14 protein-coding genes and 1 pseudogene are annotated in these 17,571 nt (G+C 74.4%); 6 read left to right on the top strand and 9 right to left on the bottom strand.

What is annotated here, in order from left to right; genetic code table 11:
• Positions 1-3: 3 nt before the first annotated feature.
• Both ACQRUO_RS14265 and ACQRUO_RS14260 read right to left on the bottom strand, forming a co-directional pair.
• Positions 4-1,737, bottom strand: coding sequence for a carboxylesterase/lipase family protein (locus tag ACQRUO_RS14265; protein ID WP_428316246.1), 1,734 nt, complete (start codon positions 1,735-1,737; stop codon positions 4-6).
• Between the two features lie 147 nt (positions 1,738-1,884).
• Positions 1,885-2,448: a DUF4291 domain-containing protein gene (locus ACQRUO_RS14260; protein ID WP_428316245.1), complete on the bottom strand. Its 564-nt coding sequence runs from the start codon at positions 2,446-2,448 to the stop codon at positions 1,885-1,887.
• Between the two features lie 375 nt (positions 2,449-2,823).
• Here ACQRUO_RS14260 and ACQRUO_RS14255 point away from each other — a divergent pair, with 375 nt between their 5' ends.
• Positions 2,824-3,540: a DUF4232 domain-containing protein gene (locus ACQRUO_RS14255; protein ID WP_428316244.1), complete on the top strand. Its 717-nt coding sequence runs from the start codon at positions 2,824-2,826 to the stop codon at positions 3,538-3,540.
• Positions 3,541-3,558: 18 nt separating this feature from the next.
• Here the strand turns inward: ACQRUO_RS14255 and ACQRUO_RS14250 are convergent, their stop codons facing one another.
• Complete coding sequence (locus ACQRUO_RS14250) at positions 3,559-3,918, bottom strand: hypothetical protein (RefSeq protein ID WP_428316243.1); 360 nt, start codon at positions 3,916-3,918, stop codon at positions 3,559-3,561.
• Between the two features lie 174 nt (positions 3,919-4,092).
• Between ACQRUO_RS14250 and ACQRUO_RS14245 the strand changes: the two genes are divergently transcribed.
• The 4 genes from ACQRUO_RS14245 (at position 4,093) to ACQRUO_RS14230 (ending at position 5,853) form a co-directional block, all read left to right on the top strand.
• Entirely contained in the window at positions 4,093-4,518 is a 426-nt protein-coding gene (locus ACQRUO_RS14245) for an SRPBCC family protein (protein ID WP_428316242.1), read from the top strand.
• The gene (locus ACQRUO_RS14240) at positions 4,518-4,952 is read left to right on the top strand and encodes a MarR family winged helix-turn-helix transcriptional regulator (RefSeq protein WP_428316241.1); all 435 of its coding nucleotides are present in this window, start codon (positions 4,518-4,520) and stop codon (positions 4,950-4,952) included. The genes ACQRUO_RS14245 and ACQRUO_RS14240 overlap by 1 nt, the downstream gene beginning before the upstream one ends.
• A 92-nt stretch (positions 4,953-5,044) precedes the next feature.
• Positions 5,045-5,371: a hypothetical protein gene (locus ACQRUO_RS14235; RefSeq protein ID WP_428316240.1), complete on the top strand. Its 327-nt coding sequence runs from the start codon at positions 5,045-5,047 to the stop codon at positions 5,369-5,371.
• Entirely contained in the window at positions 5,368-5,853 is a 486-nt protein-coding gene (locus ACQRUO_RS14230; RefSeq protein ID WP_428316239.1) for a hypothetical protein, read from the top strand. The genes ACQRUO_RS14235 and ACQRUO_RS14230 overlap by 4 nt, the downstream gene beginning before the upstream one ends.
• An 82-nt stretch (positions 5,854-5,935) precedes the next feature.
• Here ACQRUO_RS14230 and ACQRUO_RS14225 read toward each other — a convergent pair whose 3' ends face one another.
• The 5 genes and pseudogenes from ACQRUO_RS14225 to ACQRUO_RS14205 form a co-directional block, all read right to left on the bottom strand.
• Positions 5,936-7,948 carry an Ig domain-containing protein gene (locus ACQRUO_RS14225; RefSeq protein ID WP_428316238.1) on the bottom strand — a complete coding sequence of 671 codons (2,013 nt, stop codon included), beginning with the start codon at positions 7,946-7,948 and terminating at the stop codon, positions 5,936-5,938.
• 321 nt (positions 7,949-8,269) lie between these two features.
• Positions 8,270-9,808, bottom strand: a complete 1,539-nt coding sequence (locus ACQRUO_RS14220) for a DUF2079 domain-containing protein (protein WP_428316237.1) — start codon at positions 9,806-9,808, stop codon at positions 8,270-8,272.
• A 552-nt stretch (positions 9,809-10,360) separates the two neighbouring features.
• Positions 10,361-11,245, bottom strand: coding sequence for an SGNH/GDSL hydrolase family protein (locus ACQRUO_RS14215; protein ID WP_428316236.1), 885 nt, complete (start codon positions 11,243-11,245; stop codon positions 10,361-10,363).
• The gene (locus ACQRUO_RS14210; RefSeq protein ID WP_428316235.1) at positions 11,242-12,549 is read right to left on the bottom strand and encodes a glycosyltransferase; all 1,308 of its coding nucleotides are present in this window, start codon (positions 12,547-12,549) and stop codon (positions 11,242-11,244) included. The genes ACQRUO_RS14215 and ACQRUO_RS14210 overlap by 4 nt, the downstream gene beginning before the upstream one ends.
• Positions 12,550-12,833: 284 nt before the next feature.
• A pseudogene (locus ACQRUO_RS14205) lies at positions 12,834-14,054 on the bottom strand (glycosyltransferase family 4 protein); the annotation flags it as partial.
• Positions 14,055-14,402: 348 nt separating this feature from the next.
• On the opposite strand from ACQRUO_RS14205, the gene ACQRUO_RS14200 reads away from it, so the two are divergent.
• On the top strand, positions 14,403-17,243 hold the full coding sequence (locus ACQRUO_RS14200) for a penicillin acylase family protein (protein WP_428316234.1): 2,841 nt from the start codon (positions 14,403-14,405) through the stop codon (positions 17,241-17,243).
• 49 nt (positions 17,244-17,292) lie between these two features.
• On the opposite strand, the gene ACQRUO_RS14195 is transcribed toward ACQRUO_RS14200, so the two are convergent.
• On the bottom strand, positions 17,293-17,541 hold the full coding sequence (locus ACQRUO_RS14195) for a hypothetical protein (RefSeq protein WP_428316233.1): 249 nt from the start codon (positions 17,539-17,541) through the stop codon (positions 17,293-17,295).
• Between the last annotated feature and the right edge of the window lie 30 nt (positions 17,542-17,571).

The raw sequence follows: 17,571 nt of genomic DNA, 5'->3' as shown, positions 1-17,571 counted from the left end.
GGTTCAGCCCTGGGCGGGCCAGGGCTCCAGGTTCCAACTGGGGAAGTCGTAGGCGTCCCAGAGCACCCGCTCGTTCTCCTGCGGCGCGTCCTGCACCCGCTCGGGCACGTCCCAGATCTTGGTGGCCCGCACCGCCGGGGTGTAGCTCGGCCAGCCCGGCGAGCCGGTGCGGGCGAAGGCCGCCCAGGCGTCGACCATGTGCTGCGACAGCGCGGTGAGCTGCGGGCGCTCGGCGGCCAGGGTGGCGGACCCGCGCGGGTAGTCGGCCAGGTCGACGTTGCCGAGCACGAAGGGGACCTCCTCGGTGTGCATCGCGCCCAGGTTCTGGGCCTCGGGCAGGCCCGGGACGTACGGCACGTGCCAGTCGAACCGGTAGACGTAGGTGGGCCGCCAGCGGGCCTGGGCCGCGGCCATCCGCAGCGTGGGCACCCGGAACACCTGGTCGGTCAGCATCGCGTTGACCACCCGGCCCGGTGCCAGCCCCGGCCGGTCGGCCGCGTACACCTGGTACATCTGCTGCTTGCGGTCGGCCAGCACCGCCGGGAAGCTGCGGTAGGCGGAGAGCGGGAGGTCCAGCACCTGGGGGGCGAAGAGCGCCCAGTAGTCGGTCTCGTTCTCGTTGCTGCCGGTCATCAGCTCGACGTGGCGCGCGCTGCCGGCCGCGATCCGGTCCAGCACCGGCCCGGGGATCAGGCTGCCGTCGATGTACGGGCCGAAGAAGAGCGCGTCGGCCGTGCCGGCGACCCCTTGCTGGGCCTTCAGTTGGAGCTGGAGCAGCTGCTGCGTGCTCAGCGCGTCCAGCTGCGCCACGCTGGTGATCCCCCCGGCGGCCAGCACGTGCGCGGCGGCGTCCTTCGCGTACTGCCCGGTGTGCACCAGGTAGCCCGGGCCGCTCTCCACCACCGCCCGCCGGAAGAGCCGCTCCGGGTGGTCGCCGGCGAGCAGGGCGGAGATCGAGACCGCGCCGGCCGACTGCCCGAAGACGGTCACGTCGTCCGGGTCCCCGCCGAACGCACCGACCTGCTGCCGCACCCAGCGCAGCGCCGCGATCTCGTCGCGCAGCCCGTTGTTGCCGGAGCCGGCGTAAGCCGGGTCCAGTGCGCCCAGTTCGGTCCAGCCCAGCAGGCCGAGCCGGTAGTCGACGCTGACCACGACCGCGTCGCCGCGCGCGGCCAGCACCGAGCCGTCGAAGACCGGCTCGTTCGCCGCACCGAGCTCGTCGGCGCCGCCGTGCAGGAAGACCAGCACCGGCTTGTGCGCCCCGGCGGAACGCGGCTGCCAGATCTGGGTGTACAGGCAGTCCTCGACGCCCGCGCCGGAGCCGCTCAGGTCCTGCGGGCAGCCGGGCTTGGCGGTGGTCGCCCGCAGCGTGCCGGGCCAGGCCGCCGGCGGGGCGGGCGGGCGGAACCGCCGGTCACCGGTGGGCGGCGCCGCGTACGGGACGCCGAGGTAGGCGCAGGTGGCGCCGCGGTCCAGGCCCTGCACCCGGCCGAGCGTGGTGGCGGCCCGGCAGTCGCGGGCACTGGCCACCGCCCGCCCGGGTGCGGTGGCCGCGGCCGGGCCGGCCGTGGCGAGCAGGCCGCCCAGGAGCAGGGTGAGCGTCGCCGCCACCGCTCCCGTCGCGCTGCCGGTGGTCCGGCGAAGTCCGCTGGTCCTGCGGAAGCCGGTGGTCCTGCGGAGTCCGCTGACCCTGCGGAAACCGGTGGACGTGCGGAAGCCGGTGGTCGTGCGGAACACGGAGCACTCCCCTCTCGTGCCGATGCCGAGGCCTGACGGAGCCTCAGCTCCGACCAGCCTCGGCGATCGGGCGGGCCGCGGGGATCGGCGCGCGGGTTGAGCCGGGATTCTCCACCCGTTGGTGGAGGAGCCCGCGGCAGCCGGAACTCAGCTCATCCCCAGCCTCCTTGCCAGCGCGGGCTCCAGGGGGTAGGGCCGCTCGGGCGGCAGCAGCCGCACCGCCTGGGCCGAGCGGCCGGCCCGGACCAGCTCGGCGATCCGGCGCACCTGCGGGGTCAGGTCGGTGAGTTCGACCGTCCAGTCGTCCACCAGGGCGTCGATCATCCCCCGGCCGACGCCGACCTGGATGCTGTAGTGGTTGAGCGCGGCACCGGCCGCCGACCGTTCCGGGTCCCACTGCACGTGCACCGCCGCGGTCGCCAGCGCCGCCGGGTCCCCGGTGGTCAGCACGGCGTTCGCCAGTGCCTGCTCCCAGCCCGCCCGGGTGATCCGCACCGCCAGGATCCGCTCCTGCCCCGGCTTGCGCGCCCAGTTGCTGCGGTGCATCAGCCACCGGAAGCTCGGCTTGATCCAGGTCATCCGCCCCCGCGAGAACGGCGCCACGAACCGCCCGGCGGCGAGCGCGGGCCCGGCGATCGCGGGCGAGTAGGCCTGGTAGAGCGTGATGGTGTCGGCGTCGTGGGCGGCGCGGATCGCGCGCAGGGCGGTCATGGGGGGAGTCTGTGGGGTCCGGGGGTGGGCGGGGAAGCGGTTTTTGGATGCCGGTCGCGGGGCGGGCCGCGAGGGTGTAGGGCCGCCCCGACGCTCAACGGTCGAGGAACTCCAGCAGGGCGGCGTCGAGTTCGGCCGCGCTATGGAAGGGCAGGATCGCGGTCGTCACCTGGGGCAGGGTGTCCCGGGCCGCGGCGGCGATCCGCTCCGGGTCGACCGGTGGATCGACCGGTGGGGTGGGTCGGCAAACGAATTGTCACAGTCCCGTCATCAGGATGTCCTCATGACTGTGACACCGGTCGTGCCACCAAAGGCGACTGACCGACCGTCTAGAGCTGTGTCCACGTCAGCACGCACCAACCACGGGGAGCCATCGTGTCCGTCCGCCGTCACCGCCGTCACCCGCTGCTCGTCTCCGCCGTCCTGGTGGTCGGGGCCGGTCTCGCCCTGACCGCCTGCGGACCCGACGACAGCTCGACCGGCGGAACGACCGCCGCCGCGCCGCCCGCGGCGTCGGCCGCGCCGTCGAAGGGCGCCACGACCTCGGGGGGCACGGCACCGACGGGGGCGCCCGGCGCATCCGCGCGCAGCAGTGCGCCCGCGGCGCACACGCCGTCCAGCACCGGCCCGTCCGGCGCCGCCGCGCAGCCCTGCGACACGCAGAACCTCACGGTGCAGGTGTCGGCCCGCGCCGGCGCGGCCCGCCAGCGGGTGATCGAGGTGCACAACACTGGCCCGGCCGCCTGCACCCTGAGCGCCTACCCGCGGGTCGACCTGGGCAACGCCACCGCCGCCGACCAGAGCCACAACGTCAAGCCGCTGGTCCCCGGCGGTGTCGGGCCCTACTCCCTGCAGGCCGGCCACAGCGCCTACGCGGTGCTCGACCTCGACCCCAGCGGCGCGACCAGCGGCACCGCGCCCGGCATCGACGAGGTGGACGTGCTGGCCGACGGCGACCACATGCCCAACGCCGACACCCACAACTTCCCGATCGACGCCGGCACCCCGATCCTCAAGCCCAAGCTGGGCGACTACCGGAGCAGCGTGGCGGAGGCCGTCACCTCCATGACCGGCGCCGACAAGCAGCTCTGAGGTCGGCCGCCGACCCCGCTACCCCCGACCCATCAGGCGGCGCCACCGCGGCTGTTCGGTCACCAGGCAGGCCCCGACCAGCAGGGTGACCGGCACCGCGGCCCAGGCGGGCCAGAGCAGCCAGGCGCCGGCCACCGCGGCCCCGAGCTCCATCAGGACCAGGCCGATCGTGCCCCACCCCGGGATCGGCACCGGCACGTTCGTCTTGCCGTTGTCGCCCGGCGTGGCCAGCACGGCCGGCAGCCCGACCAGCAGCGCCAGAGCGGCCAGCGAGAGCCAGAGCGAGTAGCGGCCGAGCGCCCAGGGCAGCGCCGTCCAGGCGACCAACTCGGCCAGCACGCGCAGCACATCGGGCAGGGGGTACGAGGGTCTGCTCATGCGCGGCACTCTGCCACGCCCGGCGGCGCGGCGACCAGGGTCCGACCCGCCGTCGAAGGTCCTCGGCAACCCCTGGACAGATAGTCTGCGCATAGATAATCTATTCACAGAAGGACGGCACGGAGATCGAACGAGCACCACACCGACGACCCCACGCGTAGAGGGAGACCCACCATGTGGACGTACGAGAACGCCATCGAGACCACCGCCACCGCCGAGACCGTCTGGCAGCACTGGGCCGACGTCGAGCGCTGGGGTGACTGGAACACCGACATCGAGGCCATCCGGATCGACGGCCCGTTCGCCGACGGCAGCCTGATCACCATGACCCCGGGCGGCCAGGACCCGGTCGAGCTCCGCCTGCGGGACGTGGCCGAGAACCGGCACTTCATCGACGAGGCCGAGTTCGCCGGCCTGCTCTTCCGCACCACCCACCGGCTCACCCCGCTCGCCGACGGCCGCACCCAGGTGCTCTACCGCCTGGAGATCACCGGCCCCGGCGTCGAGCAGGCGGGCCCGCAGATCGGCCCGGCGATCAGCGGCGACTGGCCCGAGACCATGGCCAACCTGGTGAAGCTCGCCGAACAGGCCCGGGCCTGATGGCCGGCCCCACCCCCGACGACAGCCCGGGCTTCCTGCTCTGGCACGCCACCCTGCGCTGGCAGCGCGAGATCGCTGCCGCGCTGGGCCCGCTCGACCTCACCCACGTGCAGTTCGTGCTGCTCGCCTGCACCTGGTGGCTCAACTCCCAGGGCACCCACCCCAACCAGCTCGCCCTGGCCACCCAGAGCGGCACCGACGTGAAGATGGTCTCCCAGGTCGTGCGCGCCCTGGAGGCCAAGGGCCTGCTGCAACGCGAGGTCGACCCCACCGACACCCGCGCCAAGCTGCTGCGCATCACCGACGCCGGCGCCGCCCTGGCCCCCCGCGCCATCGCCGCCGTGGACGCCGTGGACGCGGCCTTCTTCGCCCCGGTCCCCCGCGACACCACCCTGACCGTCCTACGAGCCCTGGCGGGACCACGGGGGGAGTGAGGGGAACTCGAGGCCACCGGTCGGCCGGCGCCGCCGAATCTCCCTCGCGGCGCCGGCTCGACCAGGCGTAATACGCGTCATACAGTTGAGCCATGGCAAAGACGAGGATCAGCATCAGCCTGGACAGCGAGCTCTCCGAGCGAATCCGGGCCCATGCGGAACGCGCAGGACTGGATCTCTCGGCCTACCTGGTCCTGGCGGCCACCCGGCAGATGGCCGAGACCGACGCCGCCGAGGCGCAGTTCTCGCACCTCGATGCAGTGATAGCTTCCGCCGAGGCCGAAGCCGCCGAACTTCCCGAACCACCCGCCATCACCGACGCGGATCTCACCGAGGAAGAGCGGCAGGAGGTCATGGCGGCCATGGAACTCGTCTACGGCACCGACGGCCCGGCGGCCGCCCCGGGAGCAGCTGCATGAACGCCCGGGTGCCGGTCTACGACACCGGCATGCTGATCGCTCTCGCCGATCGAAAGGCGAAGGCCGTACGACTGCATGCAGGCCTGCGGAGCGCGCCCCACCGTCCGCTCCTCCTCGGCCCGGTGCTGGCCCAGGTGTGGCGCCCGAGCCCGGCAACGGTGCACGCGCTGGCCGGAGTCCTGAAAGAGTGCACGATTCCGCAGGCCCGCAGCTCGGAGCCCGCCATTCGGCCCACCCAGGCGGGACAGTTGGCCTGCATGGCCTGTGCCACCGGGCCGGATCTCGCCGACTGGCAACGGATCGGCGCCGCTCTCGGCAGTGCCGCACTTCCTCCGAAGAAGCGCCCGGACGCCGTGGACGGCCTGGTGGCCCTGACGGCCGCGCGCCACGGCAGCGCCGTCGTCTTCACCAGCGACCCGACGGACATCCGCAGCTACCTCCAAGCGCTCGGTGCCAAGGACGTCCACGTCGTTCAGGTGTAGCGCACCATCCCTGCGGGCGCCGTGAGCCGCGCCCCCGGCCGGGGTTCCGGGCGGGGGCGCGGTTGGTGCTACCGAGGTCGGGTCAGTTCTCGTGCGCCGAGGCGTCGTCCACCAGGAAGGCGGTGGTCGGGGTGGCGCCGGCCTCGTGGGAGACCAGCTGGAGTTCGATGGTGGTGCCGAAGCCCACCTGGTTGATGAACGGGGTCAGGTCGACCGACTGGTACTGGTAGCCGTTGGTCGGGTTCTGGCTGCTCCAGGTCTTGACGACGCCCAACTGCTGGCCGGAGTACTGCGAGGAGGCCACCAGGGAGAGGGTGTCGGGCGCGCTGGTCGAGGTGTTGGTGGTGTCGACGTTCAGCCAGAAGGAGAAGTTGGCCGAGGTGTAGCCCGGGTAGGTGTTCAGCGAGGCGCTGATCGAGTCGGCGTTGGTGTCCTGGCCGAGCCAGGCGTACCAGCTGCCGGAGTGCGGGGCGTGCAGGCTGGACGGGGTGATCACGTTGTAGCCGGAGGGGCTCCAGGCGTCGGTCATCACGGTGTGGTCGACGTCCGCGGAGCCGTTCTCGAAACCGGGGTCGATCAGCTGCTCGATGCCGCCGCAGCCGACCTGGCCGCCGGTACTGACGTTCTCCCAGAAGCCGGTGTTCGCGGACTTGCCGTTGCCGTCCGTCGCGGTGACCGTGATCCGCTGGTAGCCGTTGGTGGCCGCGGCGTTGCCGGAGATGACGCCGCTGTTCGGGTCGATGCTCAGGCCGTTGGGCAGGCCGGTGGCGCTGTAGCTGACCGCCGCGCCGGTGCTGTCCTCGGCGACCGCCGGGATGTTCACCGGGCCGGGACGGTCGGTCCGGTCGCACATGGTGCTGACCACCACGGGCGGGTTGGTGTAGATCGGGTCCGAGGCCATGCAGAGGTGGTCGGTGTTGGACCAGATGGTCTGCAGCGGGAAGGAGCCGGTGGCGAGGTTCTCGAAGAAGAGCCCGCCGTTCGAACCGTAGGGGATCCAGGCGCACTTGTCGCCGACCTCCTGGCCGGTGGCGTCGGTCCAACCGCCCGGGGTGTTCGGGTCGGTGACCGTCTCGGCGTACTCGTGACCGCCGATGATGCCGTAGCCGTCCAGCTTGCCGCGCGCGGTGTTCTCACCGAACCAGTTGGCGCCGCAGCCCGCGACGTCCGGCAGGTAGGGCATGTTGGTGTACGCGAGCTGCCCGTACGACGAGCGCTGGAAGTCGTGCCAGGCGCAGTAGCCGAGCTCGTGCCACTTGTCGGGGTCGGTGCCCTGCGGCGAGTCGATGATGTACTGCACGTTGCGGTTCTGCGCCTCGGTGGTGTTGCCGAAGTGCTGGGCCGCGGCCAGCGCCTCGGCGCCGAGCTGCGGCTCGGTGGCCGCCTGCGGGGCCGCGGTGCCGTTGTCCACCCAGACGCCGGCCAGCACGCTGCCCTGCTGCGGGAAGGGGATGTGCGCGGAGCCGGCCGGGCACTGCACGCTGCCGGACGCGATGCCCTCGCAGTACTGGGTCAGCACCGCGCTCCAGCCGTCGCCCGCGCTGCCCAGGCCCTTGAAGAAGTCCTGCTGGTAGGGGACGGCACCGTCGGCGTCGCCGGACAGCACGGTGTCACCCGTGGAGTTGGTGGACGGGGTGCCCCACTGGGAGCCCCACACCACCAGGTAGACCTTGGGCGGGCCGATGACCACGCCGGCCGAGTCCTGGCCGCCCTTGTAGGTGACCTGGAGGTCGTACTGGTTGGCGACCTGGCCGTCACCGTTGTCGCCGGTGCCCGGGTCGGCGCCGTCGGCGAGCTGCGGGGTGGTCCGGCCGCCCTTGGTGGTCGCCTGCTGGGCCGCGGTCTGCGCGGTGGTGGCGACCCGGGCGCCGCCGCGGCTGCCGAGCGCGGCGCGGTGCGGGCCACCGGCGGGGAGGGTGGCCGCGGTCTTGGGCGTGCCGGGCTTGGCCTCGACGGTGACGGGCTTGGCGCCGCCGGGGTCGGCGATGGCGTTGGTGAGCGGGCTGGCGAGCCCGGCGCCGAGCAGCGCCGCGGAGAGCGCTATCAGGGCGGTGCGCCGGCTGCGCTGGAGCAGGCCGGTCCGGTTTCTGAGCACGGGTCAGCGTCCGTTTCTGATCACGTGGGGGCGCCCTGTCCGCGGGGCCGCGGGCAGGGGTACAGCGGACGCCGGCGTGGCCGGGGCGGGGCACGGTCGCGAGGCATGGGGGAGGGACCGTGGAGGGGGAGGCCAGTGCCGGGGGCGATGCAATGTGCCATACGATATTTCACTGTGATGGACCGCACAAGAGTCAACGCAACCACTCATCGGGAGTGGCTGCGTTGATGGTTTGTGGGCGGTTTGGCCGGGATTGTCCGGCGTTTGAGGAGGCGTCAGGCCGGGACCCGTGGATCCTGCCGTCAGCCCGGGGAGCTCGCGTCAGCCCGCCGGCGGTGCCGCGCCGGCCCGCAGCAGGGTGATCCCGTCGCGGCTGTCCACCACCGCGTACCCCGCCTGCTCGGCGTGCGCGATCACCGCGGGCAGGCCGGCCGGGCAGTTGGTGGTGTCGGCGGTGTCGTCCTTGGTGTCCACCACCAGCCAGTCGACCGGGCGGCGCGGCGCGTGGTACGGGCAGGCCATGCTCACCGTGGTCCGGCTGGTCAGCTGCGCGGCCATCCGGTTGGTGGCCGCCACCGTCACGCCGTCCGGGATCTCCCGCAGCACCGCGAGGCCCGCCCGCTGGTGCGCCGTGGTCCGCCAGGTGGCCGGCTCCACCACCTCCGCCAGCGGGAACATCGGCAGCGTCACCGCCGTCACCGCCAGCCCCGCGGCCAGCACCACCCGCAGTCGGCGCCCGGAGTAACGCACCCGCTCCCGGGCCAGCACGTCCACCATCGCACCGAACAGGATCGGCACCAGCACGCCGTTGTAGTGGTAGGCGGTGCCCCAGTAGGCGGAGTTGTGCGAGACGAAGCGCCACCCCAGGGTGGGCAGCGCGAGCGCGGCCAGCGGCGAGCGCAGCGCCAGGAAGGCGGTGGGCGCGAGCAGCAGCAGCACGGTGTCCAGCCGGGTCGGCGGCCACCAGGCGCTCGCGCCGTGCGGCGCGGGCGGGGCGGCGCTCGGTTCGAGCTGCTGCAGGTAGTCGAAGACGTGCGCGGGACTGGCCGCCGGGATCAGCACGAACATCTCGACCAGGGTGCCGACGACCCCCAGCACGGCCAGCCAGACACCGAGCCGGCGCGGCCCGCGCCAGGCGATGTAGAGGCCCAGCATCGCCACGGTCAGCCCCAGGTCCTCCTTGACCAGCAGCAGTGGCAGCGCCCAGCAGGCGGCCGCCCGCCACCGCTCGCGGCCCGCCGCCTCCACGGCGAAGGCCACCAGGGGCACGGCGAAGCAGACCTCGTGGAAGTCGAACGCGTCGACCCGGACGATCCCCCAGGCGCAGCCCGTGCCGATGCCGGCCGCCAGGCCCACCCAGCGGCCGCGGGTCTGCTGGCCCCAGCGGGTGATCGGCACCACGGCCAGCGCCAGCAGCGCGGCCTGTGCCAGCAGCAGCGTCAGCGGGGTCGGGAAGAGCCGGTAGAGCGGGGCGAGCACCGCGAGGATCGGGTGGAAGTGGTCGCCCAGGATGTCGTAGCCAGGGCCCTTGAGGTCGGAGACCGGCAGGTGCAGGTGGGCGTAGTTGCGGACGGCCTGTTCGAAGATGCCGAGGTCGTAGCCGCCAGAGAGCAGGCGCTGGTGGCGGCGCACGGCGACGATCACGTAGAGGGCGAAGAAGAGCGCCGCCAGGCCCCAGGGCAGCAGCCGGGACCCGGGGTCGGTCGGGGGCGCCGCCGGCGCCGCGGGTATCGCCGATGCCGGGGCCGATGCCGGGGCCGGGGCCGGGGCCGGGGCCGGGGCCGGGGCCGGGGTGGCGCGGAGGGCGGGGGTGGGGGGCATGGCCGGCGCGGTGGCCTCGGCGGTCGATGGGCCCAGCACTCGGAACGTTCTCCCTCAGCTTCTGCGCTTCTGCCCGCCGCCGGACGGCCACCCGGTCGGACGGGCGGTAACGAGCCATCGACGCTATCACCCGGGGTCGGCACCCCCGACGGGCGGGCGGGTGGGGGGCCAGCGGGCGACGGGTGTACGGGGGCGGGCAGCGCCGACGGGTGGGGGCGGCGAGTGCGTGGGGCAGGGGTGCCGCGGGCGGGGCGACCGGTGGGCGGGCCGGCGACCGAGGACCGGGGCATGCGTGGGCGGGCGACGGACACGCGTGGGCGGGCTCGGGCGCACCTGAAGGCGGAGGCAGCGGTGCCGGTCCACTCGGGGTGGGCGGGTGGGCGGGTGGGCGGGTGCCGGGCGGGGTGGCCCTGCCAGCGTCCTGCTGCCGGGGGCCGTAGACCGGCTGGTGACTGACAGCCGGCGGCTGGCGGCTGGCAGCTATCAGACCAGAGATAACAGCTGACAGATTTCACTATCTGTCAGCTGTTATCGCCCATCGGTCAGCTGCCATCCGCCACCTGCCACCCCCCACCACCACACCGCGACACGTCACGGCGGCGGTGGCAGCGCCGCCAGCGCTGCTGCGGTGGCCGTATGTGCGCGGGCATCCAGGGTCGCGGCGGTGCCCCTGCCCCGGTGGCGCAGTTCGGCGGCGGCCAGGCCGAGCAGTCCGGGCAACAGGTCGACACTGCGCCGGGCCAGCCAGGCGGTGCCGCGGGTGGCGAGCCACCACAGGTCGGCGGCCCGGCTCGGGGGCGGGGGTGCGCAGACCGCGGCCGGGGCCTGGCCGAGCTCGTGGCCGGCCGTGGCGAGCAGCGCATGGAAGCGACGGGCGATCAGCAGGTGGCCGGCCGGACTCGGGTGCAGCCGGTCGGCGCTGAGCAGCGCGCGGTCGGCCAGCCAGTCGAGGTCGGCCAGGTGCAGGTGGACCGCGCCGTGCCGGGCGGACAGCGCGTGCACCACCTCGTTGACGGCGACCATCCGGCGGGCCAGCGGCCGGGCCAGCGGGCCGGGCAGGCCGAGCAACACGCCCGGGTCGGGCAGGCACGCGGTGAGCAGTACCGCCCCCTGCCCGGCGAGCGCCCGCAGGGTGGCGTCGAGTGCGGCGGCGGTGCGGGCGATGTCGAAGCCGGCCCGCAGGGTGTCGTTGCCGCCGATCACCACGGCGGCGAGGTCGGGCCGCAGGGCGAGGGCCGCCGGTAGCTGGGTGCGGGTCAGGTCGGCGGCCAGGGCGCCGCTGACCGCGAGGTTGTGGTGGCTGACCCGGGCGGGGTCGGCGGCCAGGGCGGGGGCGAGCAGCGCGGTCCAGCCGCGCCAGCCGGTGCCGTCGGGACTGCCGACGCCCTCGGTCAGGGAGTCGCCGAGGGCGACGAAGCGCAGCTCGGTGAGCCGGGCGGGCCGGGGGTCGGCGAGTGGGTGGGCGGGGGCGGTCATCCGGCTCTCCCCGGAGCTCTCGCACCGGACACCGCAACACCGGACACCGCGGCCCCGACCCCTTCGCCCGCCGAGCCCGCCGATCCCGCCGAGCCCGCTATCGGCTCCCCGCCCGGCTCCCTCACCAACTCCCCCGCCGACTCGCGCACAGGCTCCGTCACCGACTCGTGCACCGACTCCCCCGCCGACTCGTGCACCGCGAGGAACGCCGCCACCGCGGCCGGCCACCCGTACCGCTCGGCCCGCGCCCGCGCCGCCGCCCGCCGTTCCCCCGCCGGACGGGCCAGCAACGCGCGGACCGCGGCGGCGAATCCGGGCCCGGTGTCGGCGGCCGCGCAACCGGCCGGGCCGACCAGGTCGGGCAGCGCCGAGGAGCGGCTGACCGCGACCGGGGTGCCGCAGGCGAGCGCCTCCAGGGCGGCCAGTCCGAAGGTCTCCACCGGCCCGGGCGCCAGCACCACGTCGGCGCAGGCGAGCAGCGCGGCGAGCTGCGCGCGGTCGGCCAGGTGGCCCAGGAAGCGGACCGGCAGCCGCTCCCGGTCGGCCTGCTCGGCCAGCCGGGCCCGCAGCGGCCCGGTGCCCGCCACCACCAGCGCCGCGTCCACTCCCCCGCGCCGGAGTTCGGCCAGTGCCGCCAGCGCCAGACCAGGCCGCTTCTCCGGGGAGAGCCGCGAGCAGAGCACCAGCAGTACCCGGTCGGGGCCGGCGTACCGGGCCCGCAGGGCGGCGTCGTACCGGCTCGGGTGCAGGCCGGCCAGGTCGACGCCGAGCGGGGCCCGGACCAGGTTGGGCACACCGATCCGGGCGAACTCGGCGGCCGCCCAGGCGGTGGTGCAGATCACCGTCCGGTAGCTGTGCGCCGTACGGGAGTTGAGCCGGTCGGCGAGCGCCCGGGCGGCCGGGTCGGGCAGGCCGCGGGTGCGCAGCAGGCCGGTGACGTTCTCGTGCGAGACCATCGCGGCCGGGATGCCGTGCCGGCGGGCCCAAGGGCCGGTCCAGCGCAGCGTGGTCCGGTCGGAGACCTCCAGGCGGTCGGGGGCGAGTTCGGTGAGCAGCCGGGCCACCGCACGGCGGTCGGTGAGCACCCGGTAGCCGCCGCTGGCCGGCAGCACCGGGCCGGGCAGGGTCACCACCCGTCCCTGCTCGGTGAGTTCGTCCTGCCGGGCGGGGCCGGGCTGCACCAGGACGGGCTGGTGCCCGGCGGCCAGGTAGCCGGCGCCGAGGTGGCGCAGGGCGGTGCGCAGGCCGCCGGAGACCGGGGTGATGAAGTTCGCGAGGCGGACGATCCGCAGGCCCCGGCTCATGCCAGCCGCCCCTCGACCGCACCGGGCCGCACGACCGGCGCGGCCGCGCCCGCCCGAGGCACCGGGGCGACCGCACCCGCCCGAGGCACCGGGGGCACCACAGCCGCCGGCACCGCGGGAACCACCGGGACCACCGAGGCCGCCTGCCCCACCTGACCCACCTGACCCACCGCAGCCGCCGCAGCCCCCGGCTGCTCGGGCACCCGCCCCGCCTGCCCCGACCGCGGCAGCGGCAGCGGCACCGGCACCGGCACGGACACCGGCGCCACCCCCGTCGCCACCTCCAGCACCTCGCCCCGGTGCTCGGCCAGCACCTCCGCGTAGTGCCGCAGCAGCAGGTCCCCGACCGCCTCCCAGGTGCGCGCGGTGACGTCGGCGCGGCCGGCCCGCCCGTAGGCGGCCCGCCGCTCGGGGTCGGCGGCCAGCTCGGCGACCGCCTCGGTGACCGCGCGGGTGTCGCGCGGGGCGACCAGCAGGCCGGTGCGGCGGTGGCCGACCAGGTCGAGCGGGCCGCCGGCGGCCGGGCCGACCACCGGGACGCCGCTGGCCATCGCCTCCTGGATGGTCTGGCAGAAGGTCTCCAGCGGGCCTGTGTGCACGAACAGGTCCAGGGTGGCGTAGCAGCGCGCGAGTTCCTCGCCGGTGCGGCGGCCGAGGAAGACCGCGCCGGGCAGCGCCGCCTTGAGCGCGCCGGCGCTCGGCCCGTCCCCGATCACCACCAGCCGCACGCCGGGCAGCGCACAGACCCCGGCCAGCAGGTCGACCCGCTTCTCGGGGGCCAGCCGGCCGACGTAGCCGACCAGCACCTCGCCACCCGGGGCCAGCGCGCGGTGCAGCGCCTGGTCGCGGTGGCGCGGGTGGAAGCGCAGCGAGTCGACGCCGCGCGGCCACAGGTGGACCCGGGGCACGCCGTGCGCGGTGAGGTCCTGGGCGGCGGGGGTGGAGGGGGCCAGGGTGCGGGCGGCGGCCCGGTGCACCGAACGGATCCGGTGCCAGGCGGTGGCCGCGCCGAGGCCGCCGCCGACCCGGTAGGCCTGGGCGTAGCCGGCCAGGTCGGTCTGGTAGACGGCGATCGCGGGCAGGCCGAGCCGGCGCGCCTCGGTCATCGCGCGGGCACCGAGGACGAACGGGCTGGCCAGGTGGACCAGGTCGGGGCGGTGGGCGGCGAGCGCCGCACCGAGCCGGGCGCTGGGCAGCGCGAGGCGGACCTGGGGGTAGCCGGGGAGCGGGACGGAGGGGATCCGGACGACGGGCAGGTCGAGCCGGCCCGAACCATCGACCCGGCCCGAACCATCGAACGGGGCCGAACCATCGAGCGGGGCCGGACCCTCGAGGGGGGTCGGGCCGAAGGAGTGCGCCGGGCTGTGCGCACCGCGGGCCGGCGCCGGGGTGATCACCAGCGGCTGGTGGCCGCGCCGGAGCAGGTGCTCGGCGGTGCGGAGCACGCTGTGGGCGACGCCGTTGACTTCGGGCGGGAAGGACTCGGTGACGATCGCGACTCGCATGCCATCGTTGTTGCCGGGCAGAACGTGCGCTGGGCCAAAGGGATCTGTCGTACAGGCGAATTGCGGCCAGCTCTTTCGCGCTGGTCAGGCCCGGGCGGTGTAACGGGCCCACTCCACGCAGTGAGACCGGCCCCCGATCCGAGCGGTGCGACCAGCCCCGATCCGAGCGGTGAGACCGGCCCCGATCCGAGCGGTGAACCCGGCCCATTCCCGAGCCCGCACCCCCAGGGCTCAGGTTCGATCGCACCATGACAAAGAATCCCCACATTTCCGCGCACAGCGGCTAGTCAACCGACCAGTAACCCACTTACCGTCAACTCCCCACCCACCTGCGTGAGGAGCCGACTCATGCCGCGCAGCACCTTACGATCCCCCCACCGCCAGTCCAGATCCCGCCGCTTCACCGCCCCCGCCGCCGCGCTCGCCGCCCTGCTGGCCGGCGCCCTGCTGGCCGCCTCCCCCGGCGCCGCCACCACCCCCGCCTCCGCCGCCGTCCACGCGCTGCCCGCCGCCGCCCCCGACTACTGCGCGGGCCAGTGCAACGACATCCTGCCGCCCGGCGAGAACGGCAACGCGACCCTCGCCGACATCCTGGCCAACAAGGTCTTCGGCACCCGCCCGGCGCACACCGAGGACCAGCTCGGCCCGTACGCCTCGCTCGCCGACAGCTACCCGGGGCTGACCGACGCCCAGCTGAACTCGTTCTTCGACGACGCCTCGTTCGGCGTGCCGGCCGACCAGGTGGAGAGCAGCATCAGCCCCCGCTCGGACGTGACCATCGTGCGGGACAAGGCCACCGGTGTCCCCCACATCACCGGCACCACCCGCTACGGCACCGAGTACGGCGCCGGTTACGCGGCCGCCCAGGACCGCCTCTGGGTGATGGACCTGTTCCGGCACGTCGGGCGCGGCGAGCTGTCGGGCTTCGCGGGCGGGGCGGCGGCCAACCGGCAGCTGGAGCAGAGCTTCTGGCAGGCCGCGCCGTACACCGAGGACGAACTGCAGGCGCAGATCGACACGGTGGCGAACGAGGGCCCGCGCGGCCGGCAGGCCCTGGCCGACGCGCAGGCCTACGTGGACGGCATCAACGCCTACCTGACCCAGGCCTACGACAACCGCACCTTCCCCGGCGAGTACGACCTCACCGGGCACGTCGACGCGATCACCAACGCCGGCTCGATCGAGCCCTTCAAGCTGACCGACCTGGTGGCCCTGGCCTCGGTGATCGGTGCGCTGTTCGGCTCGGGCGGCGGCGGGCAGCTGGCCTCGGCCGAGGTCAAGCAGGCCGCCGAGGCGCGCTACGGACAGGCGCTGGGCGACCAGGTCTGGCAGTCGCTGCGCGAGGCCAACGACCCGGAGGCGGTCACCACGCTGCACGACGGGCAGTCCTTCCCGTACGCGCTGCCGCCGAGCGATCCGCAGGGCGTGGCGATGCCCGACCCGGGTTCGGTGGTGCCCGAGCAGCTGGTCTACGACGCCACCGGCTCGGCCACCTCCGCCACCACCAAGGCCGCCGGGGTGCTGCCGGGCAACCTGCTGACCGCCAAGCACGGCATGTCCAACGCGCTGCTGGTCTCCGGCAAGTACACCGCCAGCGGGCACCCGGTCGCGGTGTTCGGCCCGCAGACCGGCTACTTCGCCCCGCAGCTGCTGATGCTGGAGGAGTTGCAGGGGCCGGGGATCAGCGCCCGCGGCGCCGCCTTCGCCGGCCTGAGCTTCTACGTGGAGCTCGGCCGCGGCCAGGACTACGCCTGGAGCGCCACCTCGGCCGGGCAGGACATCACCGACACCTACGCGGTGCCGCTGTGCACCACCGACGGCTCGCCGGTCACCCTGGCCGCCGAGTCCTACCTGTACCACGGGGTCTGCACCCCCTTCGACAAGCTGGTGCAGAACGACGCCTGGTCGCCGACCACCGCCGACTCCACCCCGGCCGGCTCCTACTCGCTGGTGATGTACCGCTCCGACTACGGGCTGGTGACCGCCCGCGGCACGGTCGGCGGGACCCCGGTGGCGTTCACCTCGCTGCGTTCCAGCTACGACCACGAGGTGGACTCGATCATCGGCTTCCAGATGCTCAACGACCCGGGCTCGGTGCACGACCCGGCGAGCTTCCAGCAGGCCGCGCAGAACATCAACTACACCTTCAACTGGTTCTACGCCGACTCCCAGCACATCGCCTACTACAACTCGGGGGACAACCCGGTGCGCGCCCCGGGCGTGGACCCCGGACTGCCGGTGCTGGCCCAGCCCGCCTACGAGTGGCAGGGCTTCGACCCGAGCGGCAACACGGCGCAGTACACCCCGCCGAGCCAGCACCCGCAGGGCGTGGACCAGGACTACTACGTCTCCTGGAACAACAAGCAGGCGCTGGACTACGGTTCGGCCGGCTTCGGCGACGGCTCGGTGCACCGGGTCAACCTGCTGGACTCCCGGGTCAAGGCGCTGGTCGCCCAGGGCGGGGTCACCCGGGCGATGCTCACCGGGGCGATGGAGGACGCGGCGGTCACCGACCTGCGCGGCGAGGACGTGCTGCCCGAGCTGCTCCAGGTGATCGACAGTCAGCCGGTCACCGATCCGCAACTCGCTTCCTTCGTAAGCGAGTTGCAGGCCTGGCAGGCGGCCGGCTCGAAGCGGGTGGAGACCACGGCCGGCAGCCACGGTTACGCGAACGCGGCCGCGATCCAGCTGATGGACGCCTGGTGGCCGCTGCTCGCCGACGGCGTCATGCACCCCGGGCTCGGCGACCAGCTCTACGCCGCGCTGACCGGGGCGCTGCAGATCAACGAGTCGCCCTCCGGCGGCCAGACCGGCGCCACCAGCGGATCGGTGAGCGCCAACGAGTCCATCCCGCACAAGGGTTCGTCGTTCCAGTACGGCTGGTGGAGCTACCTGGACAAGGACCTGCGGGCGGTGCTCGGCGAGCCGGTGGCCGGGCCCCTGGCCCAGCCCTACTGCGGCGGCGGCACCCTGTCGGCCTGCCGCACGGTGCTGCTGAACACCCTGCAGCAGGCGGCCGCCGAGCCGGCCACCCAGGTCTACCCGGGCGACGGCTCCTGCTCGGCCGGTGACCAGTGGTGCGCGGACACCATCATCCAGCGGCCGCTGGGCGGCGTCACCGACGACTCGATCAGCTGGCAGAACCGGCCGACCTACCAGCAGGTCGTGGAGTTCCCCTCGCACCGCTGAACAGCCCTGCGGGGGTGCCGACTTCGGCACCCCCGCAGGATCTCCCCGATCAGGCCGGGCCGCCGCCGTCACCCGGGTCCCCGGGGGTTCCGGCCCCGCGCAGCAGCACCGGGGCGAGCACCGCCCCGAGCAGCATCAGGACCGAGGCGCCGATCGCCGCCCCGTGCAGGCCGCCGGTGAACGCCTCCCGCGCGCCGACCAGCACCGCACGCCCCAGCTCCGCCGGCAGCCGGTCGGCCACCGCGGCCGCGCCGGCGAGCGAGTCCCGGGCGCTGCCGGCCGCCCCGGCGGGCCACACGGACTGCAGGGGACCACACCCCCCTCCCCC

The sequence above is a fragment of the Kitasatospora sp. LaBMicrA B282 genome (assembly GCF_050325825.1).
GTDB lineage: Bacteria > Actinomycetota > Actinomycetes > Streptomycetales > Streptomycetaceae > Kitasatospora.
Note: the sequence above shows the minus strand (reverse complement) of the source record. Positions and strands in the feature narration are given on the sequence as shown.